The organism is Actinophytocola sp., from assembly GCF_035762905.1.
Lineage (GTDB): Bacteria > Actinomycetota > Actinomycetes > Mycobacteriales > Pseudonocardiaceae > DASYTH01.
Map to the genome: position 1 here is coordinate 138,705 of NZ_DASUCC010000095.1, position 24,740 is coordinate 163,444.

General features: G+C 71.3%; 25 protein-coding genes and 1 pseudogene. 2 read left to right on the top strand and 24 right to left on the bottom strand.

Translation table 11 applies throughout. From position 1 onward, the window contains the following. Window positions 1–66: 66 nt before the first annotated feature. From nusB to VFV67_RS19435, 3 genes are read right to left on the bottom strand one after another with little or no spacing between them, the layout of a single operon-like run. A complete protein-coding gene (gene nusB / locus VFV67_RS19425) occupies window positions 67–486 on the bottom strand; it encodes a transcription antitermination factor NusB (RefSeq protein ID WP_326471866.1) in 420 nt (139 codons plus the stop codon). Window positions 487–491: 5 nt separating this feature from the next. Further along, window positions 492–1,055, bottom strand: coding sequence for an elongation factor P (gene efp / locus VFV67_RS19430; protein WP_326471868.1), 564 nt, complete (start codon window positions 1,053–1,055; stop codon window positions 492–494). 18 nt (window positions 1,056–1,073) lie between these two features. After that, a complete protein-coding gene (locus VFV67_RS19435) occupies window positions 1,074–2,168 on the bottom strand; it encodes a Xaa-Pro peptidase family protein (RefSeq protein ID WP_326471870.1) in 1,095 nt (364 codons plus the stop codon). 40 nt (window positions 2,169–2,208) lie between these two features. Here VFV67_RS19435 and VFV67_RS19440 point away from each other — a divergent pair, with 40 nt between their 5' ends. Further along, on the top strand, window positions 2,209–2,613 hold the full coding sequence (locus VFV67_RS19440) for a B-4DMT family transporter (protein WP_326471871.1): 405 nt from the start codon (window positions 2,209–2,211) through the stop codon (window positions 2,611–2,613). 279 nt (window positions 2,614–2,892) lie between these two features. On the opposite strand, the gene aroQ is transcribed toward VFV67_RS19440, so the two are convergent. From aroQ to aspS, 18 genes and pseudogenes are all read right to left on the bottom strand, one after another. After that, window positions 2,893–3,327 (bottom strand): type II 3-dehydroquinate dehydratase, encoded by a 435-nt coding sequence (aroQ, locus tag VFV67_RS19445; protein WP_326471873.1) that lies wholly within the window; start codon window positions 3,325–3,327, stop codon window positions 2,893–2,895. Further along, entirely contained in the window at window positions 3,324–4,460 is a 1,137-nt protein-coding gene (gene aroB, locus VFV67_RS19450) for a 3-dehydroquinate synthase (protein ID WP_326471874.1), read from the bottom strand. Before aroB ends, aroQ begins: the two co-directional genes overlap by 4 nt. Window positions 4,461–4,498: 38 nt before the next feature. Continuing rightward, window positions 4,499–5,647 (bottom strand): DNA glycosylase AlkZ-like family protein, encoded by a 1,149-nt coding sequence (locus VFV67_RS19455; RefSeq protein ID WP_326471875.1) that lies wholly within the window; start codon window positions 5,645–5,647, stop codon window positions 4,499–4,501. 131 nt (window positions 5,648–5,778) lie between these two features. Further along, on the bottom strand, window positions 5,779–6,303 hold the full coding sequence (locus tag VFV67_RS19460; protein ID WP_326472026.1) for a shikimate kinase: 525 nt from the start codon (window positions 6,301–6,303) through the stop codon (window positions 5,779–5,781). Further along, window positions 6,303–6,911, bottom strand: a complete 609-nt coding sequence (locus VFV67_RS19465; RefSeq protein ID WP_326471877.1) for a GNAT family N-acetyltransferase — start codon at window positions 6,909–6,911, stop codon at window positions 6,303–6,305. The genes VFV67_RS19460 and VFV67_RS19465 overlap by 1 nt, the downstream gene beginning before the upstream one ends. Then, complete coding sequence (aroC, locus tag VFV67_RS19470) at window positions 6,908–8,095, bottom strand: chorismate synthase (RefSeq protein ID WP_326471879.1); 1,188 nt, start codon at window positions 8,093–8,095, stop codon at window positions 6,908–6,910. Before aroC ends, VFV67_RS19465 begins: the two co-directional genes overlap by 4 nt. A 12-nt stretch (window positions 8,096–8,107) precedes the next feature. Next, a complete protein-coding gene (locus tag VFV67_RS19475; RefSeq protein WP_326471880.1) occupies window positions 8,108–8,773 on the bottom strand; it encodes an A24 family peptidase in 666 nt (221 codons plus the stop codon). A gap of 170 nt (window positions 8,774–8,943) precedes the next feature. Further along, complete coding sequence (locus VFV67_RS19480) at window positions 8,944–9,474, bottom strand: GrpB family protein (protein ID WP_326472028.1); 531 nt, start codon at window positions 9,472–9,474, stop codon at window positions 8,944–8,946. 63 nt (window positions 9,475–9,537) lie between these two features. Then, window positions 9,538–10,425 (bottom strand): annotated as a pseudogene (locus tag VFV67_RS19485) (shikimate dehydrogenase); the annotation flags it as partial. After that, on the bottom strand, window positions 10,382–11,602 hold the full coding sequence (mltG, locus tag VFV67_RS19490; protein WP_326471882.1) for an endolytic transglycosylase MltG: 1,221 nt from the start codon (window positions 11,600–11,602) through the stop codon (window positions 10,382–10,384). The gene mltG and the pseudogene VFV67_RS19485, both read right to left, overlap by 44 nt. After that, a complete protein-coding gene (gene ruvX, locus VFV67_RS19495; RefSeq protein ID WP_326471884.1) occupies window positions 11,592–12,080 on the bottom strand; it encodes a Holliday junction resolvase RuvX in 489 nt (162 codons plus the stop codon). Before ruvX ends, mltG begins: the two co-directional genes overlap by 11 nt. A 112-nt stretch (window positions 12,081–12,192) precedes the next feature. Further along, the gene (gene alaS, locus VFV67_RS19500) at window positions 12,193–14,856 is read right to left on the bottom strand and encodes an alanine--tRNA ligase (RefSeq protein ID WP_326471885.1); all 2,664 of its coding nucleotides are present in this window, start codon (window positions 14,854–14,856) and stop codon (window positions 12,193–12,195) included. Between the two features lie 77 nt (window positions 14,857–14,933). Continuing rightward, window positions 14,934–15,230 carry a hypothetical protein gene (locus VFV67_RS19505; RefSeq protein WP_326471887.1) on the bottom strand — a complete coding sequence of 99 codons (297 nt, stop codon included), beginning with the start codon at window positions 15,228–15,230 and terminating at the stop codon, window positions 14,934–14,936. Next, window positions 15,230–15,637, bottom strand: a complete 408-nt coding sequence (locus VFV67_RS19510) for a DUF948 domain-containing protein (protein ID WP_326471888.1) — start codon at window positions 15,635–15,637, stop codon at window positions 15,230–15,232. The genes VFV67_RS19505 and VFV67_RS19510 overlap by 1 nt, the downstream gene beginning before the upstream one ends. A 52-nt stretch (window positions 15,638–15,689) precedes the next feature. Further along, window positions 15,690–17,033: a replication-associated recombination protein A gene (locus VFV67_RS19515; protein ID WP_326472030.1), complete on the bottom strand. Its 1,344-nt coding sequence runs from the start codon at window positions 17,031–17,033 to the stop codon at window positions 15,690–15,692. 55 nt (window positions 17,034–17,088) lie between these two features. Continuing rightward, window positions 17,089–18,291 (bottom strand): hypothetical protein, encoded by a 1,203-nt coding sequence (locus VFV67_RS19520; RefSeq protein WP_326471890.1) that lies wholly within the window; start codon window positions 18,289–18,291, stop codon window positions 17,089–17,091. Between the two features lie 84 nt (window positions 18,292–18,375). Next, a complete protein-coding gene (locus VFV67_RS19525; protein ID WP_326471891.1) occupies window positions 18,376–19,320 on the bottom strand; it encodes a DUF389 domain-containing protein in 945 nt (314 codons plus the stop codon). A 3-nt stretch (window positions 19,321–19,323) separates the two neighbouring features. Continuing rightward, a complete protein-coding gene (aspS, locus tag VFV67_RS19530) occupies window positions 19,324–21,105 on the bottom strand; it encodes an aspartate--tRNA ligase (RefSeq protein ID WP_326471892.1) in 1,782 nt (593 codons plus the stop codon). Between the two features lie 393 nt (window positions 21,106–21,498). Here aspS and VFV67_RS19535 point away from each other — a divergent pair, with 393 nt between their 5' ends. Beyond that, window positions 21,499–22,314, top strand: coding sequence for a hypothetical protein (locus VFV67_RS19535; protein WP_326471894.1), 816 nt, complete (start codon window positions 21,499–21,501; stop codon window positions 22,312–22,314). A gap of 12 nt (window positions 22,315–22,326) precedes the next feature. Here the strand turns inward: VFV67_RS19535 and VFV67_RS19540 are convergent, their stop codons facing one another. The 3 genes from VFV67_RS19540 to VFV67_RS19550 form a co-directional block, all read right to left on the bottom strand. Next, a complete protein-coding gene (locus VFV67_RS19540) occupies window positions 22,327–22,515 on the bottom strand; it encodes a DUF397 domain-containing protein (protein WP_326471896.1) in 189 nt (62 codons plus the stop codon). Window positions 22,516–22,521: 6 nt separating this feature from the next. Next, complete coding sequence (locus VFV67_RS19545) at window positions 22,522–23,364, bottom strand: helix-turn-helix transcriptional regulator (protein ID WP_326471898.1); 843 nt, start codon at window positions 23,362–23,364, stop codon at window positions 22,522–22,524. A 115-nt stretch (window positions 23,365–23,479) separates the two neighbouring features. After that, complete coding sequence (locus tag VFV67_RS19550; RefSeq protein WP_326471900.1) at window positions 23,480–24,601, bottom strand: MBL fold metallo-hydrolase; 1,122 nt, start codon at window positions 24,599–24,601, stop codon at window positions 23,480–23,482. Window positions 24,602–24,740: the final 139 nt, after the last annotated feature.

Below are 24,740 nucleotides of genomic sequence, written 5' to 3' on the forward strand. Positions count from 1 at the left end.
GATGCGACCTTGGGTGGATACCGTATCCGCTCGCGACCGGATACAGCATCGTTTCAGGGCCGCTGGCTACAGCGTGGCGCGCAACCGGTCGGCGATCGTGGCGATGCGACCCAGCACGCCGTTGACGAACCGCGGCGAATCGTCGGTGGACAACGACTTGGCCAGCGCCACCGCCTCGTCGATGGCCACCGGATCCGGCACGTCGGAGACCCAGAGCAGCTCGTAGAGCCCTAACCGGAGCACCGCGAGGTCGACCGCGGGCATCCGGCTCAGCGTCCAGCCCTCGGAGTGCTCGGTGAGCAGCTCGTCGATCCGGTCGCGATGCGCGGCGACGCCCTCGACCAGGCTGACCGTGTAGTCGTTGATCGGCGGCGCGTCCGGTTCCGCGGTGCGCTCACCGAGCAGCGCGACCGGGTCCGCGCCGCGCAGTTGGGCGGCATAGAGCACGTCGACCGCGCGCTTGCGAGCCTTGCTTCGCGCCCCCACCGCACTCAGCCGCTGACGCGGCCGAGGTAGCGCCCGTCGCGGGTGTCCACCTTGACCTTCTCGCCGGTGGACAGGAACAGCGGCACCTGGATCTCCGCGCCGGTCTCCAGCGTGGCCGGCTTCGTGCCACCGGTGGACCGGTCACCCTGCAGGCCCGGGTCGGTGTGCTTGATCACCAGCTCGACCGAGGTGGGCAGCTCGATGAACAGCGGCGCGCCCTCGTGCGTGGCCACCATCGCGGTCTGGTTCTCCAGCATCCACTTGGCCGCGTCCCCGACCGTCTCGGCCGAGATGTGGATCTGCTCGTAGGTCTCGCCGTCCATGAACACGAACTCCGAGCCGTCGGAGTACAGGTAGGTCATCTCCCGCCGGTCGACGGTCGCCGTGTCCACCTTCACCCCGGCGTTGAACGTCTTGTCGACGACCTTGCCGGACAGCACGTGCTTGAGCTTCGTGCGCACGAAGGCCGGGCCCTTGCCGGGCTTGACGTGCTGGAACTCGACGACCGACCAGAGCTGTCCCTCGAGGTTCAGCACGAGGCCGTTCTTCAGGTCGTTGGTGGAAGCCACGGAAAGGTCTCTCCTGTACTACACGACAATGAGCTGCTTGGTGGTCAGCGTCAGCAGTTCGGGATCGTCGTCCCGCACGACGAGGGTGTCCTCGATCCGGACACCGCCCTTCCCGGACAGATACACACCCGGTTCCACGGTGACTGCCATACCGGCCGCGATCCTACCTTGACCGGTCTTGGCCAGACTCGGCGCCTCGTGGATCTCCAGCCCGACACCGTGGCCGAGGCCGTGCAGGAAATGCTCGCCGTGCCCGGCGTCCTCGATCACCTTTCGGGCCGCGGCATCCACCTCGCTGGTGGCCGTCCCGACCCGCAGCGCCGCCCGGCCGGCCGCCTGCGCGGCGGCGACCAGGTCGTACAGCTCACGCTGCCAGCCGGCCGGCTCGCCGAGCACGACGGTCCTGGTCATGTCCGAGTGGTAGCCGTCGACCAGGGCCCCGAAGTCCAGCTTGACCAGGTCCCCCGGCCGCAGCATCGCGTCGGTCGGCCGGTGGTGCGGCACCGCGGAGTTGGCCCCGGTGGCCACGATCGACTCGAACGACGGGCCGGCCGCGCCGTGATCCAGCATCCGGTTCTCCAGGTCCCTGGCCACCTCGCGCTCGGTGCGGCCGGGTGCCAGGCCGCCGTGGTCGATCAGCCCGGCCAGCGCCCGGTCCGCGGCGGCGCACGCCATCCGCAGCGCCTCCACCTCGGTGTCGTCCTTGATCAGCCGAAGCCGTTCGACCCGGCCCGGGGTGCGGACCAGCTCGACCTTCGCGCCCGCGGCCGAGGCCAGCTCGTCGAGCTGCTCCACGGTCACGTGCTGGCTCTCGTAACCGGTCCGGGCGACGCCGCGCTCGCCGGCCAGTGCGGCGACCGCGATGGTGCTCTGCCGCTCGATGAGTCGTTCCAGGTCCGGCACCTGCCGCTCGGACTGGGTCAGGTAGCGGCCGTCGGTGCAGAACACCGTGCGGCGCTCGTCCTCGGCGTGCACCAGCAGGGCGGCGTTGGATCCGGTGAACCCGGTGAGGTACCGGATGTTGAGCAGGTCGACGACGAGCAAAGCGTCCACGTCGTGCTCGCGCAGGTGGGCGCGGAGCGCGTCGCGGCGCCGGCCGTGGATCTCAGGCATGCGGTCAGCCTATGAGGTCGGTGCGGCCTAGGCTGGTGCGATGCGAACCTGGCTGCTCCGGGGCGGTGTCCTCGCCGTGCTGCACGCCGCGGCGCAGGTGGCCGTGGCCGCGTTCACCGCTCGCAACCCGACAGCACAGACCACGATCGCCGCCATCGTGCTCGCCGTGCTGGTCGGGGTGGCGGCGGTGTGGGGTGCCCTGGACCGGTGGCGCGGCCTGGATCGGCCGGAGGTCACCTGGCTGATCGCCGCGCTGGTGGCCGGTTGGGGAGCGGGCGTGCTGTCCGTGATCGGACGGGCGGCGTTCGTCGACCAGACCGGCGCCAGTGAACTGGGCAGCGCGCTGACCGGCGGGGCCGCCTTCACCGCCCTGCTGGTGTTCGTTCCGGCCGTCGCCGGCCTCCTCGCCGGCCGGTGGATCACTGCGCCGCCGCTCCGGGATTAACTGTTCCGCCGCTCCGGGTTTTACTGCTGTTGTTGCGTTCCAGCGGGAGTGCGGTTGGCGGGGTGATTGTGGCTGGGTTGCGTCACGGTCCCCTGAGGTTGCGTTGGTTGGGCCGAGACTTTGTCTCGATGATCCGCTGTGATCAGGGCCTGACTTGGATCCTTGGACGGAGGGTGGTTTCGATCGGTCGGGCCGGGTCGGGGTGGCGGCGCGGGTGCGGCGGTGGGGGCGGGATTTCGTCACGGAGCGCCATGCCGCTGTCGGGCGGCGCTTTGCCGGTCAACCGGGGTGGTTGTCCGCCAGCCAGCGCAGGGCCAGTGGATAACCCTGGATGCCCAATCCCACGATGACGCCGGTCGCCACCGCCGAGATGTAGCTGTGGTGCCGGAACTCCTCGCGGTTGTGCACGTTCGAGATGTGCACCTCGACCAGCGGCGCGGTCAACGCGGCACACGCATCGCGCACCGCGATCGAGTAGTGCGTCCACGCCCCCGCGTTCAGCACCACCGCGACCCCGTCATCCGCCGCCTGGTGCAGCCACTCGAGCATCTCCCCCTCGTGGTTGGTCTGCCGGACCTCCACCTCGATCCCCAGCTCCCGTCCCGCCTTCTCGCACAGCGCGACGAGGTCGGCATAGGTGTCGCTGCCGTAGATCACCGGCTCCCGCGAACCCAACCTCGCCAGGTTGGGTCCGTTGAGCACCAACACGTTCACCGGCTTCCCTCCCTCCCGGCTCCGCCGTCGTCCGGCGCGGCTCCGTCGGCTCCGGTCCCGTCCGCGGCGACCGCCGTGTACGCGGCGGCGAGCAGTTCCGGGGTCGGACCTTCGAGGCGCCCGGGTTTGGCCAGCGCGTCCAACACGACGAACCGCAGCACGCCGAACCGGGTCTTCTTGTCGGTGAACATGATCTCGACAAGTTCGGGCAGGGCGTCGGCCTGGTAGCGGGTGGGCAGCCCGATCGACTCGAGCGCCGACCGGTGCCGGTCGGCCGTGGCGTCGTCCAGCCGGCCGGTCAGCCGGGCCAGCTCGGCGGCGAACACCAGACCGACGCTCACCGCGGCGCCGTGCCGCCACCGGTAGTCCTCGCGCCGCTCGATCGCGTGGCCCAAGGTGTGGCCGTAGTTGAGGATCTCGCGCAGGTTCGACTCGCGCAGGTCCGCCGCCACCACGTCCGCCTTGATCTGGATGGTCCGCTGGACCAACTCGGCGAGCACGTCCCCGGCGGGGTCGAGCGCCGCCACCGGGTCCGCCTCCACCAACTCGAGGATCCGGGGATCGGCGATGAACCCGCCCTTGATCACCTCGGCCATGCCGGCGACCAGTTCGGGCCGGGGCAGCGTCAGCAGCGTGTCCAGATCGACCAGCACGGCGGCCGGTTCGTGGAACACACCGACCAGGTTCTTGCCCGCCTCGGTGTTGATCCCGGTCTTGCCGCCGATCGCGGCGTCCACCATGCCGAGCAGCGTGGTGGGCACGTTGACCAGCCGAACCCCGCGCAACCAGGTGCCGGCCACGAACCCACCGAGGTCGGTGGTCGCACCGCCGCCAACGGCCACGATGGAACCCAGCCGGTCGAGACCGATCCGGCCGAGCACCTCCCAGCAGAACCCGGCGACCGAGAGCGCCTTGCCGTCCTCGGCATCCGGGATCTCGATCCGGTGCGCGTCGACCCCGGCCCCCACCAGGTCGTCGCGGAGGGTCTCCGCCACGCCGGCCAGGGTCGGCTGATGGATGATCGCCACCCGGGAGGACTCGCGCACGGTGTCGATCAGCTCGGCGCGCAGGCCGCGCCCGACGACGACGTCGTACGGCCGGTCGGTGGCCGCGTGAATCCGCACCGGCTGCACCCGTCACGCTCCCGCGGTTGATCTCTGTGCCGTCTGGGTCAACCCTCCCACAGCACGTGCGGCTCCAATGCCCCGGCGCCACGCACCGCGGCGAGCAGCTCCGCCTGGTCCCCGACCGCCGCACGCACCCCCTTGTGCATCTTGCCCGATGGCGTCACGTACACGGACACCGTGCGCCCCGAGATCCGCTGCCGCCAGGTGCCGGCCACCTCGCCGTCCACCAGCAGCACCCCGGGACTCACCTGCGCCCGCCAGACCCGCTTGGCCACCTCTCGGTCGGGCACCACGAACTCCCGGTTGCCGAGCAGGTAGGGATCGCGGGGCGCAAGCAGCACCGCCACCGGTGGCGCCGGCGCGTCCCCGACCGCATCCGCTTCCGCCCGGTCCATCAGATACGAACCCCCGTCGATCTCCACCCGGGCCGCACGGTCGACGATCTCCGCCCAACCGTGCGGCTTCGGCACCGACTTCCCCGACACGCTTCCGGCGACCACCCATCCGGCGGCGTCGCCGACCCGCAGCGGTCCGGCGTAGCGCAGGAAGTCCCGCAACAGCGGGCTTTCCGCCGTTCCCGCCGGCCCGGTGCTTCGCTTCCTGCCCCGCGGCGCGTCCGGCTCCGGGCGGAAGACCAGCTTGCGGTCACCGCGCTCGAGCTCGAGGCCGGCAAGCAGCGTGCCGAGCCGAAACAGGTTCTCGATCACATGGTCGGCCTGGCATCCCTCGCACCACGGCCGGGCCGGCGCCGGGAGCAACGGGCTGATCACCGCGGACAGTTCCCCCTTGCTCGCCCGCTTTCCCGGGAACCGCTCACGCAGCAACGTGACCACCAGGTCCAGCACCCCGAGCGGGTCGACCCCGGAGTCGAGGAACGCCGGCCCATGGCCACCGAGCCACAGCAGCAGATCCTCGGCCCGCCGCGGCCGCAGCACTGCCCGCAGCGCGGGCAGATCCCGCCGCCGGTGCACATGGGGTGCGCCCCGGATGCTCAGCACCCGAACCAACTCCGGATCCTCGTCGGTCCGAACCGCACCCGACCGCACCGCGAGAGCCTGACCGGCCGAACCCGACGGCGTGTCCTGGATGCCGATGTCCAGGACACCAACCTCGGTAGCCCGCCCGAGGCCGGCGTGCAGGCCCTGCGTGTTGGCCCGGTGCGCGACCACCGCCTGACGGCTCAGCGCCTTCATGCGACCTTGTCTATCAAGTACGACCGACAGGTACTGCCGGTCGGGGTCGCCCGATCAGGCATCGCCGACCAGGCCGCCCGTCAGACCACCGGTCAGGCACCGCCACCAGACCGCCCCTTCGGACCGCCCGGTCAGGCGCCGCCAACCAGGCCGAGCCCGGCGAGCGCCTCCTTCGCGATCTGTTTCGGCGACCTGCCGTCCGTGGTCACCTCGACGGTCGCGACCGCTCGGTAGAGCGGCAGCCGGGCCTCGAGCAACTCTCGGAACCGGGCCCGCGGGTTCACTCCGGCCAACAGCGGCCGGGCCGAGGACAACCCGGTACGACGCACCCCTTCGGCCAGACCGACGTGGAGGAACACCACGGAGTGCCCGGTCAGCAGTTCGCGGGTGCGCGGGGACAACACGGCTCCGCCGCCGAGGGCGAGCACCCCCGGATGCTCACCCAGCGCGGTGCGCACCGCGCGCTCCTCCTCGGCCCGGAACACCGCCTCCCCGTCGTCGGTGAAGATCGCGCTGATGGTCTTGCCCACGCGCCGCTCAACGTCGGCATCGGTGTCCCGGAACGACACGCCGAGCGCGTCGGCCAGGGCGCGGCCCACCGTCGTCTTCCCCGAGCCGGGCGGGCCGACCAGCACGACCACCGGTCCGTGCGCCATCACGCGCGGAGGATATCCGGCGGGTCGTCCGCCCGCCGAGCCAACCGCAGCCAGTCGGCCCGCAGCAGTTCGTACTCGACCTCCCCGTGCTCCGCTCCGTCGATCGGGTCGTCCCAGGTGCGGTGGAAGGTCCGCACCAGCCGCAGTCCGGCCTTCTCCATCACCCGCCGCGAGGCCGTGTTGACCGCCATCGTCTCGGCCCACACCCGGCGCAGCCCGAGTTCGGTGAACGCCCGACGGATCAGCGCACGCGCTCCCTCGGTGGCGTAACCCCTTCCCCACGCCGAAGCGCGCAACCGGTAGCCGAGTTCGGCCTGGGCCGCCGCCGCGTCGTCGCCCGACACCCGCAGCTCGAACCAGCCGAGGAACCGCCCGGTCGACCGTTCGGCGGCCGCCCAGGTGCCGCATCCCGGCACCCGCTGGTAGTCGGCCAGGATGCCCGGCAGTACCTCGCTCTCGATCTTCTCGCGTGGTGTCGGCCGGCCACCGGTGAGGTAGCGCATCACGCGCGGATCCCCGTCGAGATCGACCAGACTGTCCACATCGGCCTCGGTGAACCGTCGCAGCACCAGCCGTTCCGTCTCCAGAACGACCTCGCCAACGGTCACCACCGCTCCTGCAGCGACGTGACATAGCCATCGGCGTTGCGCCGGGTCTCCCCGAGCGAGTCACCGCCGAACTTCTCCAGCGCGGCGTCCGCGAGTATCAAGGCCACCACCGACTCCAGCACCACCCCGGCGCGCGGCACGGCACAGACGTCGGAGCGCTGGTGGATCGCGACCGCCGGCTCTCCCGTTCGGACGTCCACTGTCGACAGTGCACGTGGGACGGTGGAGATCGGCTTCATCGCCACCCGGACCCGCAGTGGTTCCCCGTTGGTGATCCCCCCCTCCAGGCCGCCCGCCCGGTTGGTCCGCCGGCTGACCCCGCTGGCGTTGTCGGCCCGGTCGATCTCGTCGTGGGCCTGGCTTCCCCAGCGCCGGGCCGTGGTGAAGCCGTCGCCGATCTCCACGCCCTTCATGGCCTGTACACCCATCAGCGCGCCGGCCAGCCGGGCGTCGAGCCTGCGGTCCCAGTGCACGTGCGAGCCCAGGCCCGGGGGCAGACCGTAGGCGATCACCTCGATCACCCCGCCGACCGTGTCTCCGGCCGCCTTCACCGCTTCCACCTCGGCGACCATCGCCTCGGTGGCCGCCGGGTCGAACGCCCGAACCGGGCTCTCGTCGATCGCGGCAAGGTCCTGCGGCCGCGGCGGCTCGCCCTCCGCAGCGGTCACCGAACCGATCGACACCACGTGGCTGATCACCTCGACGCCGAGCACCTGCCGCAGGAAGCCGCGGGCGACGGTGCCCAGGACGGTCCGTGCTGCGGTCTCCCGCGCGCTGGCCCGCTCGAGAACCGGCCGGGCCTCGTCGAAGCCGTACTTCTGCATCCCGGGCAGGTCGGCATGGCCGGGACGGGGCCGGGTGAGCGGCTCGTTGCGGCTCAGGCTGGCCAGCTCGGCCGGATCCACCGGGTCGGCGGCCATGACCTTCTCCCACTTGGGCCACTCGGCGTTCTCGATCCGGATGGCGATCGGCCCACCCTGGGTCACGCCGTGCCGGATCCCGCCGAGAAACTCGACCTTGTCGGTCTCGAACCCCATTCGAGGGCTCCGGCCGAAGCCGAGCCGGCGGCGGGCGAGCTGCTGGTCCAATTCGGCACTGGTGATCGTTACTCCCGCCACCATCCCCTCGAGGACGGCGACAAGTGCGGGTCCGTGTGACTCTCCGGCGGTCAGCCAACGCAGCACCCCGTGATCCTGTCACGACCCACCTGCCATGGTGAGAGCCGTTCCCGGGAACAGCGTGATCAGACAGGTCGCCGCGAGCATCCCCGGCCCGTGCGGGATGCCATTCCACCAGGACGCGGCGATCTGGCGGGGAGCAACCAGGCGTAAGACCACCGTGCAACAGGCGGCCAGTCCAGCGGCGAACACGAGCGCCGGCCAGCCGACCGCACCGAGGACGCCACCCAGGCTGCCGGCGAGCTTCACGTCTCCGGCCCCGAGTGCCTTCGGCCGCAGCAGGTGCACGGCCGCGTGCACGGTGAAGAACGTCATGGCGCCGATCGCGGCACCGACCGCCAGCGGCCAGCCGCCGCCGAACCCGGCGGCCGTGCCGAGCACGATCGCGGCCACCGGATAGGCGGGCAGGGTGAGCGCGTCGGGCAGCCGCCGGTGCCGAAGGTCGGTGGCGGTGAGCAGCACCGCGAACCAGATCAACAGCAGCGGCACCGGAAGCCACCAGGACGGCAGCCGGCCACCGGCGAACCGCCAGCCGAGGACGCCCCACAACACGGCGACGGCGGCCTCGCACCATCCGCTGTGGACGGACGCGCCCCGGCGCAGCCGGCCGAGCAGCCAGCGGCCAAGGGCACCGGCAAGGCCGCCGGCGCCGGCGAAGGTCAGGGTCGTTGCGATGTCGTTCATGCCTCCACGCTTCGCCCGCGCGAGTGGGATGGCAAGGAGATGTCCGTACGAATGGACCGTTCGTGCGGACTCGACCGGGTTTTCGGCTCCGGTTGTCGGACCGCCGTGCCAGAGTGTCCTCATCGGACGGCCATGGCGGACGACCGCGGCGGCACCGCGGTGGCCGGCAGCTAGGTGACGGAAGGAGGTGGGCAGGCGCGGGCGAGGATCTCGCCGATGACGCCGGACTTGGCGTCGGCGTAGTGCTGGACGTACTTCCAGGAGCGCCGGGCGAGCTCGAGCTTCGTGGCGGCGTAGAGATCACGGTCGGCTGCGTTGGCGCGTAGCCATTCGCGGAAGGTGAGCATGCGATCGATTTCCGGGCCGCCGGTGGCGGTGGCGAAGACATGCAGGTTGACGTCGCGGTCGCCGCCCTGGTCACGGCGGCGGTAGAACAGGCGGTGTTCGTACCACTCGGGTTCACGGGCACGCAGGACATAACCCGCTCGTTCCAGCGCCGGGACGTAGGTGGGCTCGGCGGTGGTGTCGGCGACGACGAGGACGATGTCGATCACCGGTTTGGCGGGGAGGCCGGGTACCGATGTCGAGCCGGTGTGCTCGATCCGGAGGGCACGGGAACCGAGGGCGGCGCGGATCCTGGCCTCTTCGGTGGCATACCAGCTCGGCCACTCGGGGTTGTACCGCTCGAGGACCACCCGCACCGCATACGGCTCCAACTCACCGAGGATGGCACCCCGGATCTCGTCGTCGCGTTCGCCGGCCGGGTCCAACGGCAGCTCGAGCAGATCACCGGTCGCGGAACGCAGTGCCACGCGCATCGCCTCGCGCGGAGCGGCCCGGCCGGTGAACCGCTCGACCTGGGTGAATGCCTGATGTAGCAACATGTCCAGGCCGGTCGCGATCCGGCCGTCGCGGTGTTGCACGGCGGTAGCCAGAGCGGTCGGCCATGGGTGGTAGATCACATCGAGCACGCAGCCGGCCCGCGCCAGACTGTCCGCATCGGACTCGACGGCGGATGCCGGCGTGGTGTTCACCAGCACCGCGGCACCGGCGGCGAGCGCGGCGAAATCGGCTTCGGACCAGCGCACGATGTCGATCGGGAGCCCCAGCCGGTCGGCGCAGGCCCGTGCCGGGCCGGTGCGACCTGGGTCGAGCGCCACGACCGCCACCTGCCGCACGCCCAGCTCGGCGAGTCCGGCAAGCGCGGCGCAGGCGGTGCCGCCCGCACCGAGGACCACGGCCGTCGCATCCGGCACCGGGGTGTATCCGACCGCGCGGAGCGCCCCGGTCACCCCGTCGACGTCCGTGCAGTCCGCCTGCCAGTCGCCAGAACCCTTGTGCACCAAGGTGTTCGCCGCCCCGACGGCGGTGGCCCGGTCGGTCGCCCCTGCCGCCACCCGGAGCGCCGCCTGCTTGCCGGGCATGGTGACGGACAGTCCGGTCCACTCCGGCCCGAGCGACGCCACCAGGTCAGGCAGTCCGGCCGCGTCCCGCTCGATCCGGTCGTAGGTCCACCCGTCCAGGCCGAGCGCCTGGTAAGCGGCCTCATGCAGCACCGGCGAGAGCGAATGCGCCACCGGGGAGCCGACGACCGCCGCCCGCTTCGGCTCAGTAGGCACCGTTGGCCTGGGCCTGCTCAACATTCTGCTCATGCTGCTGGATGTTCTCGGCGAAGCACGACGTGCCGTCCTTCTGGCACCGCACGAAGTACAGCCACGGACCTTCCGCGGGCTTGGCCGCCGCCTCGATCGCCGTCTGGCTCGGGGCGGCGATCGGACCTGGCGGCAGGCCCTTGCGCGAATAGGTGTTGTACGGGCCGGCCTGTTCCCGGTCCTCGGCCCTGGTCCGGATGTCCGGCCGGTCCAGCACGTAGTTGACCGTCGAGTCGTACTGCAGCTGGATGTCGCTTGCCAGCCGGTTGTAGGTCACCCGCGACACTTTGGTGAAGTCCTTCTCGATGGCCTCCCGCTCGATCAGGGACGCCATGGTCAACACCTGGTACGGGGTGAAGCCGGTGTCTTCGGCGATCTTCGGCAGGCCGAACGCCTGAAGTCGGGTGGCCGACTCGGTGACCACCTTCTGCCAGAGCTCCTGGGCCGTGGAGCCGGGCCGGACGTCGTACACGCCCGGCATGATCAGGCCTTCGAGCCGGCGCTGTGGCTCCAGCGCGCTGGCCACCGGCACCGCCCATTCGGGCACCCCGAGCGCGGCGAGGTCCCCGGTCCGTGCGACCTCGACCAGCTCCTCCACCGGCACACACGTGCTCTTGCCGTTGAGCTCCGCGCACGAGGCGGTGGCCAGGCGCTGGATGATGCCGGGCTCGACGCTCTGGTCCTGCTTGATGATGTTCTCCAGCTGCCAGCCGCCGCGGATCTCCAGCTGGCCCTTCCGGGACTCCGGGTTGAGGATCTGAGCGATCGCGTCCTGTCCGGAGACCTTCGTCTTCATGACGTAGAACCCCGGCTGGATGCCGAGCACCTTCTGGTTGCCCTCCGCGGCCTTCACGAACGCCTTGGTGCTCGCGACCACGCCGCCCTCGTGCAGCTGGCTGGCGATGACCCCGGTGGACGCGCCGTCCGGGATCTCGACCACCACGTCCTGCTCCCCCGGACCGGCGTAGTCGTCGTACCCGCCGAAGTCGATGCCGATGATCTGGGTGAGGCCGTACCACACGCCGCCGCCGATCAGGGCGAGGACGACCAGCACGCTCAGCCAGATCCCGACCTTCCGGCCGGCGCTGCGCCGCGGCTTGCGGCGCCGGCGGGTCGGCTGGTGTCGGCTCCGGTCAGTACGTCGTTCATCGAACAGGCCGAGCTCGTCAGTCACCACTTCGCCTCCGCAGCAGGGCTGCCCGCGCGTCCAGCCAGGCCTGCAGTATCTCGACGGCCGCGGCCTGGTCGACGACCGCGCGCTGTCGCTTGCCTCGGACCCCTCGCTGGCTGAGCATTCGCGATGCGCTCACCGTGGTCAACCGTTCGTCGGCGAGCCGCACCGGAACTGGATCGATTCTGGTCCTCAACTCCGCCGCATAGGCCGACGCCGCCTCGGCGGCGGCACCGTGGCGCGCCGAAAGTGTCGTTGGTAAACCCACTACGACTTCGACCACCTCGTATTCGGCAACGAGTTCGGCCAGCCGGTCGACGTCACTCGACCGTTGGTCGCGAGACAGCGTAACCAGCGGCGTGGCGAGCACCGGACCCGGATCGCTCAGCGCGACCCCCACCCGGACCGACCCGACGTCCACGGCCAGGCGCCGGCCAGGTCCGGGATCCTGCTCGCCCGGCCGGTCCGGGCCGGCCTGGGTCATGCCCGCGGCCCGAGCGGGCGCGGGCCCGGCCTTGTTCGGGGCCGGGCCCAGACCGCTCCGGCCGGGCGGAGGGCCCTGGCCACGCCGGGGGGTGTGGCCGGAGGGTGGGGGGTCATGACGTGCCGAGGGCGGTGCGGAGCAGGGTGATGGCGGCGCCGACACCGGCGGGGTTGGTGCCGCCGCCCTGGGCCAGGTCGGGCTTGCCGCCGCCGCGGGCCTCGATCGCGGGGGCGAAGGCCGGGACCAGTTTGCCGGCGGCCACACCCCGGTCGCGAGCCGCGGCGGTGGTGGCCACCACGAAGTTGACCTTGGGGCCGTCCGTCGAGAACAGCGCGACGACGCCGGGGCGGGCGCCGAGGCGGTTGCGGACCTCGGAGGCGAGGGTGCGCAGGTCGTTGCCGGAGACGGCGTCCGGCGCCGCCAACGCCACCAGGGAGATGCCGCCGACGTCCTCGGCCTGGTCGGCGAGGGTGCCGGCGGACGAGAGCAGCTGGGCGGCGCGGAGGTGGCCGAGTTCCTTCTCGGCGACCCGCAGCTTCTCCACGATCGCGTTGATGCGTTCGGGGAGCTCCTCGGGGCGCGCCTTGAACTGCTCGGCGAGTTGGGCCACGAGGACGTGCTCGCGGGCCAGGAACCGGAACGCGTCCAGCCCGACCAGGGCTTCGACCCGACGCACGCCGGCGCCGATGGAGGCTTCGGAGAGCAGCTTGACCACGCCGATCTCGCCGGACCGGTGCACGTGGGTGCCGCCGCACAGCTCCTTGGAGTACTCGCCGATGCTGATCACCCGGACCTTGTCGCCGTACTTCTCGCCGAAGAAGGCGATGGCACCGGACTTGCGGGCCTCGTCGAGCGTGGTGATCTCGGCGCGGACGTCGTAGTCGTGCAGCAGGACGTCGTTCACCTCGTCCTCGACGTCGGTCAGCACGCTCGGCGGGACGGCACCACCGGGCGAGGTGAAGTCGAACCGCAGCCGGCCCGGCGCGTTGAGCGAGCCGGCCTGGGCGGCCTGGGTGCCAAGGGCCTTGCGCATGCCGGCGTGCACCAGGTGGGTGGCCGAGTGGGCGCGGGACACCGCCCGGCGCCGGGTGGCGTCGACCCGGGCGTGCACGGTCTCGTCCAGGGTGACCTCGCCGGTGAGCACGACGCCGCGGTGCACGTTCAACCCCGCCACCGGGGACTGCACGTCGCGGACCTCGATCTCGACGGCCGACCCGACGATCCGCCCGGTGTCGGCCTGCTGGCCGCCGCCCTCGGCGTAGAACGGCGTGCGGTCCAGCACGATCTCCACCTCGGTGCCGGCACCGGCGGCGGGGGCGGGCTCGCCGTCGACCAGCAGCCCGACCACCCGGCCCTCCGCGGTCAGCTCCCGGTAGCCGAGGAAGTCGGTGGTGCCGTGCGTGTCCAGGATCGAGCGGTACCCGCCGCCGCCCGCGTGGCCGACCTTGCGCTCTTCGGCGTGCTTCCTGGACCGCGCGCGCTGCTCGGCCATCAGCCGGCGGAAGCCCGCCTCGTCCACCGTGAGGCCCTGCTCGGCCGCCATCTCCAGGGTCAGGTCGATCGGGAAACCGTAGGTGTCGTGCAGCTGGAACGCCTTGTCCCCGGGCAACACCTCGCCGCCGCGCTGCTTGGTCTCCGACGCGGCCAGGTCGAAGATCCGCGACCCGCTGGACAGCGTGGCGAGGAACGACTCCTCCTCGTTGCGCACCACCGCGTCGATCCGGGCGAAGTCGGTGGCCAGCTCCGGGTAGAACGGGCTCATCGTGTCCCGCACGACCGCCGCGAACTCGCCGAGCACGGGCTCCTGCACGCCCATCAGGCGCACCGACCGGACGATCCGGCGCAGCAACCGGCGCAGCACGTAGCCGCGCGCCTCGTTGCCCGGGCTGACCCCGTCGCCGATCAGCAGCACGCCGCTGCGGGCGTGGTCGGCGATCACCCGGAACCGGACGTCGTCGGCGCGGTCCGCGCCGTAGCGCCGGCCGGACATCTCCTCCGCCTTGACGATCACCGGCCGGACCAGGTCGGTCTCGTAGACGTTCTCAACGCCCTGGAGCAGGGTGGCCACCCGCTCGATGCCGAGGCCGGTGTCGATGTTCTTCTTCGGCAGCTCGCCGAGTACCGGGTGCCCCTTCTTGGGACTGCCCTCACCCCGGACGTCCTGCATGAACACCAGGTTCCAGATCTCCAGGAACCGGTCCTCGTCCACCACCGGGCCGCCCTCGCGACCGTAGGCCGGGCCCCGGTCCACGTAGATCTCCGAGCACGGTCCGCCAGGCCCGGGCACCCCCATGTCCCAGTAGTTGTCCTCGGCGCCGCGCCGCTGGATCCGCTCCTCCGGCAGCCCGGAAATCTTCCGCCACAACGCGAACGCCTCGTCGTCGTCGTGGTAGACGGTGGCCCACAGGCGTTCCGGGTCGAATCCGTAGCCGCCGTCGGCCGGGCTGCCGGTGATCAGGTTCCAGGCGTGCTCGATCGCGCCCTCCTTGAAGTAGTCGCCGAACGAGAAGTTTCCGGCCATCTGGAAGAACGTGGCGTGCCGGGTGGTCTTGCCGACCTCTTCGATGTCGCCGGTGCGCACACATTTCTGGATGCTGGTCGCGCGCGGGTAAGGCGGCGGTTCCTCGCCGAGGAAATACGGCTTGAACTGCACCATTCCGGCGTTGACGAACAACAGGTTGGGATCGTTGAGAATGAGCGAGGCGCTGGGCACCTCGGTATGGCCGTTGTTCCTGAAGTAGCTCAGGAACCGGTTGCTGATGTCGTGGGTCTGCACGGTGTGTCCTCTGTGGTCTCAATTCGGTCCGACAGGGCTGCGGCAGGCGAACGGCGGGCGCCAGATGGCGCGTGGTCTCAGCCGTTCGCCCGGCGAGCTCGCGCGTCAGCGGCGTGCGCGCCCAGCGCGCGGTGAGCCAACGGGCTCACCCCGGACCGCTGCTCGACCATCTCGGACAACTCCTCTTCCCGCTCGGCCATCCCGGCACGGATGTCCGCGCCGAAGGCGCCGACGGCACCGGCCAACTCGCGCATCGCCTCGCCGAGGTTGGCGGCGATGCCGGCCGGGCTGGCCGCCCGGGCGGCCCGGCTGGCCTTACGACTCAACGCTACGCCGGCCGCCATGCCCACCCCAAGCCAAAAAAGCCGGCGCATCAGCCGGCCCTCCCCCGCCGGGCCAGCCGGGCGTGCCGGCCATCGGTCACGGCCTTGGCCTTGCGCCGGGCCTTTAACGCGCGGTTGACGCCGTAGGAGAAGGCCGCGACCTTGACCAGCGGACCGCCGAGGGTGGCGGTGAACACCGAGGTGAGCGCGGAGACGTTGCCGGTGACGGCCTGGGTGTTGGCCGTGATCCCGTCGACCCGCTCGAGCTGGGTGTTCAGGTGGTTGATCGTGGTGTTCGCCCCGGTGAACAGCGGGTCGCTGTTCACCCGGAGGTTGTGCAGGGCGAGCGTGGCTTCGTCCAGGGTGCGGCACAGTTTGATCAACACGATCACCATGACCACGGACAGCAGCAGGAACACCGCGGTGGCGATCAGCGCAACCCATTCGCCTGGTGACACGAGCCCTCCTCGCCGCTGAACTGCCTGATCGGGCGTCAGGTTACCGCGCCGCCTATTCGGTCGCGTCCTGCCCGCGCACCACGCGCCGCAGCCGGGGCAGCCGCTCGGCGACGGCGCGCTCGGCACCGCGCTGGGTTGGCTGGTAGTAGTCCCGGCCGACCAGCTCGTCCGGCGGGTACTGCTGCGCGAGCACGCCGTCCGGCACGTCGTGCGGATACCGGTAGCCGGTGGCGTTGCCCAGCTTCTTGGCGCCGGCGTAGTGCCCGTCGCGCAGGTGCGCCGGCACCGACCCGATCGCGCCGCCGCGCACGTCGGCCATGGCCGCGGAGATCGCCGTGGTGACCGCGTTGGACTTGGGCGCGGTGGCGATGTGCACGGTCGCCTGGGCGAGGTTGAGCGTGCACTCGGGCAGGCCGATCAGCTGCACCGCCTGGGCGGCGGCGACGGCCACCTGCAACGCCGTCGGGTCGGCCATGCCGACCTCCTCGCTGGCCTGGATCACCAGCCGCCGGGCGATGAACCGCGGGTCCTCCCCCGCCTCGATCATCCTGGCCAGGTAGTGCAGCGCGGCGTCCACGTCGGATCCGCGCAGCGACTTGATGAACGCGCTGATCACGTCGTAGTGCTGGTCGCCCTGCCGGTCGTACCGGACCGCCGCCTTGTCCACAGTGGACTCGACGATGGCCAGGCCGATCTCCGGCTGACCCGTGGCGACGGCCGAGTCGGCGGCGGCCTCGAGCGCGGTGAGCGCCCGCCGGGCGTCGCCGCCGGCCAGCCGGACGATGTGGTCCTCGGCGTCGGCGGCCAGCCCCACGGCGCCGGCCAGCCCGCGCTCGTCGGTCAGAGCGCGCCGGACCAGGGTGCGCACGTCCTCGTCGCCGAGCGGGCGCAACTGCAGCACCAGCGAGCGGGACAGCAGCGGGGAGACCACGGAGAAGAACGGGTTCTCGGTGGTGGCGGCGATCAGCAGCACGATGCGGTCCTCGACCGCGCCGAGCAGGGCGTCCTGCTGGGTCCGGGAGAACCGGTGCACCTCGTCGATGAACAGCACGGTCGGCTCGCCGGAATGGGTCAGCCGGCGGCGCGCCTCGTCGATGACCGCGCGGACCTCCTTGACCCCGGCCGACACCGCGGACAGCGCCGCGAACCGCCGGCCGATCGCCCGGGAAACCAGCATCGCCAGGGTGGTCTTGCCGGTCCCGGGCGGCCCGTAGAGCAGCACCGACGCCGGGGCAGCGCCCTCGACCAGCCGGCGCAGCGGCGTGCCCGGACCGAGCAGGTGGTCCTGGCCGAGCACCTCGTCCAGCGACCGCGGCCGCATGCGCACGGCCAGCGGCGTGTTCGCGGTGATCCGCGCGTCGCGCTGCGCCAACCCGTCGGACGGCGTGTCGAACAGGTCGAGGTCCAGGCCATCCTCCACGGTGGCGAACGCTACTCGCCGGGACCGACGATCAACGAAACGCGGGGTAGAGCGGCAGCAGGTGCTCACCGTCGAGCCGGGACTCCAGCGCCCGCACCACGATCCCGGCGTGCTCGGCAACCGGGTCGGCGCCACAGGCCGCGGCGTAGCGGGCCAGCCGGCGCCAGCGCGCGGCCAGCACCCTGGACCGGTCCGGCGTCTCGATCGACTTGGCCGCGTGCGGGCAACCCTCCAGCTCCGGGTTGGTCAGCAGCTGCCAGGTGGTGTACCAGACCCAGAACATCTGCGCGTCCAGCAGCCGGGGCAGCAGCACGGTGTCGTCGGTCAGGTCCGGCCACACCCCGCGCACCTCGGCCCGCCAACCGGCGAGCATCGCGTCGGTCATCCCGGTCGGCAGGCCGAACGCGCACCAGCACACCGGGAACGGCACCCGCAGGTAGGCCGCGTCGAACAGGACGTTGCGCACGCAGCCGCCCTCGAAGTCCAGGAACCGCACGCCCCGGCTGGTGATCAGGTTGTTGTCCGGGCAGGAGTCGGCCGGGCTGCATGCCCGGTGGTGCTCGACACCGAGCAGTTCCCTGGCGCGCGCGGCGCATTCCCGGGCGGCCGTCGAGGTGGCCACGCCGAACCGGGTCTCGAGCAGGTCGGGCAGCTCGGCGAGCGCGGTGGGCCCGTCCGCGGCCAGCGGATCCTTCGCGCCGAGCCGGCCGAGCCGCCGCTGCAGCGCGTCGAAGTCGGCCTCCCGCCCGGCGGTGGTGGCGTGCAGCCGGCCGAGGGAGTGCGCCCAGGACAGCAGCGCCCGCTCGGCCGCCCTGGCGTCAGTGCCCATCAGCTTGCCGGCCAGGGTCGGCGCCAGACCGAGATCCTCCATGACCAGCAGCCGGCTGTCCCCGGAGTGCGCGAACAGCTCCGGGCACACCCGGTCCTCGGTGGCCAGCGAGGTGTAGAGCTGGTAGCTGACCGCCTCGCGCACGAAGCTGTCGCTCGGCCCGCCGTCCGGCGGCGGCACGTACCGCTTCAGCACCAGGCTGCGCGGCAGCGCGAACGGGCTGGACGCGACCTTCACCCGCAGCACGATCGACCGCTCACTGCCACCGAGGTCCACCGGCTCGGGCGCCAGCGTGATCCGCGCCCCGAAACGCTTGCTGAGCAGCGACTCCGCCGCCAGCACGGTTGCCACGATCTCCGCGTCATTGTGGATGGTCGGCGGGTCGGCGGCGAGGTCCACACTCATCGCCTCCGACCCTACTCGCGCGGAACCGCCCCGGCCCGATGTCAACGACGGTAATCGTGTCAACCGATTCAGTACGACACTGTTTCAGCCCTTGGGCAGCGGACGCTTCACCTCGGCCGCGTGCCAGGTTCCCCGGCGCAGCAACAACACCAGCACCGCGGCGAGCACGATGCCGATCAGGTTCACGGCCAGCTGCGTGACCGACCCGAGAAACTTCGCCCACTCGCCGAAGATCAGGGCCAGCGGCGCGTAGCCGGCGGCCGGAACCGTGGTGACCGAGATGAACACGCCGACAAGGGCCGCCGACTTCGCCGAGGTCAGCGACAGCATCCCGGCGGCACCCGCGAGCAGCGCCACGATCAGCGAGAACCAGCCCACCTGGTAGACGAAGTCGATCTGGTGATCGGCTCCGAACACCGCCGCGGCGTCGAACAGTCCGACCAGATGACCGAGCCACGTGGCCACCGCCGTGATCGTCATCGCCAGCGGGAACCCGACCGCAAGCGCCAGGCCACCGCGCCGGACCAGATCCCCGCGGCGCAGCACCAGACCGACGGCGATCGCGGCCAGCGGCCCGAACTCGGGGCCGACCACCATCGCGCCGACGATCGTGATCGGCGAGTTGGTGATCGCGCCGACCGCGGCCAGCAGGCAGGCGATGGCCAGGAATGCCAGGAACGTGCCGTTGAGCCGGGACTCCTCGCCGGTCTTGGCCAACAATTCCTGCCACACCACGGCGTCGGCCGGGTCGCCGGGTGCCCTGATTCCGGCCACGTCCGCCGCGTCGGACAGCGCGGTGTCGATCTGTTCCAGCGTGATGCCGCCGGTGTGATCGACGCCGACCGCGCACAGCGCCGCGATCAGGCCGTCGACGGCCTCCCTGGCCACATCGGCCTCGACGAGGTCGCCGGACGGTTGCACGCCGGCGTCGCGCAGCAGCACCACGTGGGTGGCGCCGGGTGCGGCGCGCAGGATCGACAGCACGTCCTCGGTGCTCCCGGCCGGGGAGATCACCCGCAGGTGCAGCACGGCTCAGTGCGCCGCGGGCGCCGGCTTGGCGTCGACGCCGGCCTCCCGGCGCTGTTCGGCGGTGATCGGCGCGGGGGCGCCGGTGAGCGGGTCGTAGCCGCCACCCGACTTGGGGAAGGCGATCACGTCCCGGATGGAGTCGCTGCCGGCGAGCAGCATCACGGTCCGGTCCCAGCCGATGGCCACCCCGCCGTGCGGCGGCGGTCCGTATTTGAGCGCCTCGAGCAGGAAGCCGAACTTCTCCCTGGCCTCCTCCGGCGGGATGCCCATCACGGCGAGCACCCGCTCCTGCACGTCGGCCCGGTGGATCCGGATGGACCCGCCGCCAAGCTCGTTGCCGTTGCAGACGATGTCGTAGGCGTAGGCCAGCGCGTTGCCCGGGTCGTCCTCGAACCGGTCCAGCCAGTCCGGCGTCGGCGCGGTGAACGCGTGGTGCACCGCGGTCCACCGGCCGCCACCGACCGCGACGTCGCCGTGACTGCGGGCGGCCTCGGCCTCCTCGAACAGCGGGGCGTCCACCACCCAGACGAACGCCCAGGCCGACTCGTCGATCAGCCCGCAGCGCCGGCCGATCTCCAGCCGCGCGGCGCCGAGCAACGCCCGGGCCTCGGACACCGGGCCGGCGGCGAAGAAGATGCAGTCACCCGGCTCGGCACCGGCCGCCTTGGCCAGGCCGTCCCGTTCGGCCTCGGAGAGGTTCTTGGCGACCGGTCCGCCGAGCGTGCCGTCCTCACCGACCAGCACGTAGGCCAGCCCCTTGCCGCCGCGCTGGCGAGCCCAGTCCTGCCAGGCGTCGAGTTGTTTGCGCGGCTGGCCGGCCCCGCCCGGCATCACCACCGAGCCGACGTAGGGCGCCCGGAACACCCGGAACGGGCTGTCCGCGAAGTACTCGGTCAGGTCGGTGAGCTCGGTGGCCAGCCGCAGGTCCGGCTTGTCGGTGCCGTACCGGGCCATCGACTCGGCATAGGTGATCCGCGGGATCGGCTGCGGAACCTCGTAGCCGGCCAGCTCGCGCCACAGCGCCGCCATGATGCGTTCGGTCAGCGCGATCACGTCGTCCTGGTCGACGAAGCTCATCTCGATGTCGAGCTGGGTGAACTCGGGCTGCCGGTCGGCCCGGAAGTCCTCGTCCCGGTAACAGCGGGCGATCTGGTAGTACCGCTCCAACCCGCCGACCATGAGCAGCTGCTTGAACAGCTGGGGCGACTGCGGCAGCGCGTACCAGGAGCCGGGCCGAAGCCGGGCGGGCACCACGAAGTCGCGGGCGCCCTCCGGCGTGGACCGGGTCAGCGTCGGGGTCTCGACCTCGACGAAGTTCTCCCGGTGCAACAGCTCGCGGGCGATCCGGTTGGCCTCGCTGCGCATCCGGATGGCCCGCGCCTGGCTGGCCCGGCGCAGGTCGAGATAGCGGTGCCGCAGCCGCACCTCCTCGCCGACGGTCAGATGCTCGTCGACCGGGAACGGCAGCGGGGCGGCCTCGCTGAGCACGTCGAGCCCGGTGGCCAGCAGCTCGATCTCGCCGGTGGCCAGCTCCGGGTTCTCGTTGCCGGCCGGCCGGCGGCCGACCTCCCCGGTCACCCGCACGCAGAACTCGGCGCGCAGGTGGTGGGCCCGCTCGGCCATCTCGCCCTCGCGGAAGACCACCTGCGAGACACCGGAGGCGTCCCGGAGATCCACGAAGATGACCCCACCGTGATCGCGCCGGTGCGCCACCCAGCCGCTCAGCGTCACGGTCTGCCCGACGTGCTCGGCCCGGAGCGTTCCGGCCTCGTGGGTGCGGATCACCGGTGGCCTCTCTACATGTTCGTGGATGGTGGACCCCTCACGATGAGGCTAGCCAACCCCCCGCCCCGCGAGTCCACCAGGTTAGGTGTCCGATAACCGAACGTAGCTAACTGTTTACGGCCAGATTTAACGTGAACGCTACCCATCGCCCTGCTCACGTCGTACTGTGCTACCACGGCGTAAGGAATCAGGGGAGATCCAATGGGTAGCGGTATCACCCGCGAGCCAGTTCGAGAGCTTCACACAAACAGCACCTTGCAGCGTGCAATTGTTAGTGAACAACCGGACTCCCTGGTCGCGGATGCATTTCCAACAGCTTTACGTGCGGCAATCCAGGCAAGCGGGCTCAGTCTGGATCGCATCCAGTATCGATTGCGTTCGCGCGGCGTGTCGGTGAGCGTCACCGCCCTGAGCTATTGGCAGTCCGGCCGGCGCCGTCCCGAGCGCGCGGAGTCCCTCGCGGCCCTCGGCCATCTGGAATCCGTGCTCGGCGTGGCGCCCGGATCGCTGATGGCGCTGCTCGGACCGCCCCGGCCGCGCGGGCGGGCCAACCGGGAGTCCAACCGGCTGCCGATCGAGTCGCTGTGGACCAACAGCGAGCAGGTTTCCCGGTTGCTCAAACGGATCGACTTCACCACCGAGGCGGCGCTCACCAAGATCAGCCAGCAGGACGTGATGGAGCTGGCCGCCGACCAGGGCGAGAAGCGGATCAACGTGCGGCAGGTGCTGCGCGCCGAGCGGGACGGCGCCGAGCGCACGATCATGGTCTACGACCTCGAGCGGGTCGGCCGCCCGTTCCCGACGGTGAGCGCGGCACACGGCTGCACGATCGGCCGGGTGGCGCACGATCCGGCCGCCGGGATCATGGCCGCGGAGATCCTGCTCGAGGCGCCGCTGCACCGCGCCGAGACGGTGATCCTGGACTACGCGCTCACCCACCCCGGACCGCCCTACTCGCGCGGCGACGACAGCTACTGCCGCAAGTTCACCACGCCGGTCCGTGAGTTCGTGCTCGAGCTGCGGTTCGACCCGCGGATGCTGCCCCGCTACTGCGAGCAGTACACCACCGACCCGGACAACCAGATCACCAGCCGCCGGCGAGTCGAGATCAACGCCGACGGACACGGCCACGCGGTCGCCCTCGACTTCGGGCCGGGCATCTTCTGCGTGCGCTGGGAATGGCCGGACGGCCGCCAGATCACCATCTAGCCTGTTCCTGGATCACGGTGTGCAGCCTTGGCCCGACCAACGGGCGAAGTCGATGAGCCGCCGGGCGTCCACCCGGTCGAGCACCGGCCCGCCGGGATTCTTGGTGTCCCGCACCAGCCGGTAGGTGTGCGCGATCTCGACGCAGTTCGACTCGCCGCCAGACCTGCTGGACTTCTTGAACCGCAAGGGTTCCCCGTGCATCTCGGTTCAGCTCCCCATGATCAGTCTTTCTACCAGACTCTCGATTTTATCCCGGCTTTCCTGCTCTCCCAGGGCGATCCGGTCCAGCCGCGACCTGGCCGCGACGTAGGCGGCGGTCTCCTTGTCGAACAGGAACGTGGCCGACCGCAGGTGCTCGAGGTGAACCACCGGCCCGGTGTGCTCGAAGTCCATCAGGTACCAGCTGCCCAGCGTGAACGACGTCGGCGCGTCGACGATCCGGACGGTCACCCCTTCCCGGGTGGAGACCCGGATCAGGTGGCGTAGCTGGCGGACGAACTCGTCCGTGCCGCAGAGCCGGTTGCACAGTGCCGCGACACCGACGAACGCGGTGTAGTCGACCTCGCGGCGGGCCAGCAGTTCCTGGCGCTGCATCCGGGCGCCGAGCCGCGGGTTGACGTCGTTGTCCGCCACGCCCCAGTCGCGCATGATCGCGATCGAGTACTCCTTGGTCTGCAACAGACCGGGCACCACGCCAGGGCTCCAGTCGGTCAGCCGGGTGGCCTCGTGCTCGTAGGAGGCCAGCGCGCCGAGCGAGTTGGTCAGCCCGGCCGGCGGGCGGTCCCACCAGCCGAGCGCGACCGGTTCCCTGGCCCTGGCCAGCAGCGCGTCGCGCCGTTGCGAGGACAGTTCGTAGATGACCGCGAGGCCCTGGATGGCCTCGGGCGAGATGTGCCGCTGACCGCGTTCGAGTCGACTCAAGGTGGACACGTTCCAGTGGATGGCACCGGCGACGTCGGCGAGACTTTTGCCCGCCTGTTCCCGCAGCACGCGCAGTTCCGCGCCCAGTGCCCTGTCCCGCGGTGTTCCTGGCCGGTGTTTGCCGCCCATCGCTCCCCTCCGAGTCCGTATCGCCGTTTGACGCCTCTGCGAGTCAGACCCGCAGATGCGGCCGGCGATGACGAAAACGGATGAAGTTGTCCCAAACCGCGTCCTTTGCGGGCGGTCAGGACACCGTGCGCCACCAGTGCTCTGCACGGGGGAGGTCGTCCAGATCGAGCGGCTCGCCCGGCCGGGGCACGACGACCCGGGCCCCTTCGGCGGCGGCGGCCGCGAGCAGCCGCTCGACCGGTTCGTCCCAGGAGTGCAGGGCCAGGTTGAAGGTCGCCCAGTGCACCGGAACCAGCACGCCACCGCCCACCGCGAGATGGGTGGCAAGGCCCTCCTCGGGCGTCATGTGGATGTCCGGCCAGTACGGCGAATAGGCGCCGATCTGCACCAGCGTCAGGTCGAACGGGCCGTGCCCGGCGCCGATCTTGGCGTAGTCGTCGAAGAACCCGGAGTCGCCGGTGTAGAAGACCCGCCGGTCCCGGCCGGCGACCACCCAGGACGCCCACAGCGTGCTGTTCTCCCCCGGCCGGCGGCGCCCGGAGAAGTGCCGCGCGGCGGTGGCGACCAGCTCGACCCCGCCGACCGTCGCGCGCTCCTCCCAGTCCAGCTCGACGATCCGGGCCGGCGGCACGCCCCAGCGTTCCAGGTGCGCGCCCACGCCGAGCGGGACCACGAACGGCACCGGCCCGGCCGCCGCCAGGCTTCGGATCGTGCGCATGTCCAGGTGGTCGTAGTGGTCGTGGGAGATCACCACCGCGTCCAGCGCGGGCAGCACGTCCAGCGGGACGGGCATCGGGTGCAGCCGGCGCGGGCCGACCGCCTGGGACGGCGAGACCCGCTCGCTCCACACCGGGTCGAACAGCACCCGGGTGCCGTCCAGCTCGACCAGCACCGACGCGTGGCCGAACCAGGTGGCGCGCAGACCGCCGGCCGACGCCGCGGCCAGGTCGGACGTGGACGGGACGACCAGCGGCACCGCGGAGCGCGGCCGGCGGCGCACCCGGTCCCGGGCCATCTCGCGCAGGATGCCGGGCCCGCTCGAGGCCGGCGCGATGCTCGCCGGAACCTCGTTGTGGAACACGCCGTCGCGAAACCGCGGCGACTGGCGCATCCGCTCGAGGCGCGCACCGGTCGCCTGGCCGCCGAGCGACGCCGGTACCTCCCACACCGCGCGGGCCAGCGCGGCGGCGGCGCCGACCGGGACGAGCAGGGCGGAGCGTCGAACGGCAATGGGCATCCGGGGCACGGGCACATCCTCTCCGGCGTCGATCAACACGCGGCTTGCCTGCGTATACCCCAATGTTGCCCGGCCACGCTGAGGCCCGGCTGAGAAGTATCGGGTGGGCCGAGACTTTGTCTCGGTGATCCACTGTGAC

What these genes read in the sequence shown, in the direction of transcription:
- VFV67_RS19435 (WP_326471870.1), bottom strand. Translation starts at nt 2,168, where the DNA reads ATGCCTGAGATCCACGGCCGGCGCCGCGACGCGCTCCGCGCCCACCTG.
- VFV67_RS19440 (WP_326471871.1), top strand. Translation starts at nt 2,209, where the DNA reads ATGCGAACCTGGCTGCTCCGGGGCGGTGTCCTCGCCGTGCTGCACGCC.
- VFV67_RS19455 (WP_326471875.1), bottom strand. Translation starts at nt 5,647, where the DNA reads ATGAAGGCGCTGAGCCGTCAGGCGGTGGTCGCGCACCGGGCCAACACG.
- VFV67_RS19460 (WP_326472026.1), bottom strand. Translation starts at nt 6,303, where the DNA reads ATGGCGCACGGACCGGTGGTCGTGCTGGTCGGCCCGCCCGGCTCGGGG.
- VFV67_RS19475 (WP_326471880.1), bottom strand. Translation starts at nt 8,773, where the DNA reads ATGAACGACATCGCAACGACCCTGACCTTCGCCGGCGCCGGCGGCCTT.
- ruvX (WP_326471884.1), bottom strand. Translation starts at nt 12,080, where the DNA reads ATGACCCAGGCCGGCCCGGACCGGCCGGGCGAGCAGGATCCCGGACCT.
- VFV67_RS19505 (WP_326471887.1), bottom strand. Translation starts at nt 15,230, where the DNA reads ATGCGCCGGCTTTTTTGGCTTGGGGTGGGCATGGCGGCCGGCGTAGCG.
- VFV67_RS19520 (WP_326471890.1), bottom strand. Translation starts at nt 18,291, where the DNA reads ATGAGTGTGGACCTCGCCGCCGACCCGCCGACCATCCACAATGACGCG.
- VFV67_RS19540 (WP_326471896.1), bottom strand. Translation starts at nt 22,515, where the DNA reads ATGCACGGGGAACCCTTGCGGTTCAAGAAGTCCAGCAGGTCTGGCGGC.
- VFV67_RS19545 (WP_326471898.1), bottom strand. Translation starts at nt 23,364, where the DNA reads ATGGGCGGCAAACACCGGCCAGGAACACCGCGGGACAGGGCACTGGGC.
- VFV67_RS19550 (WP_326471900.1), bottom strand. Translation starts at nt 24,601, where the DNA reads ATGCCCATTGCCGTTCGACGCTCCGCCCTGCTCGTCCCGGTCGGCGCC.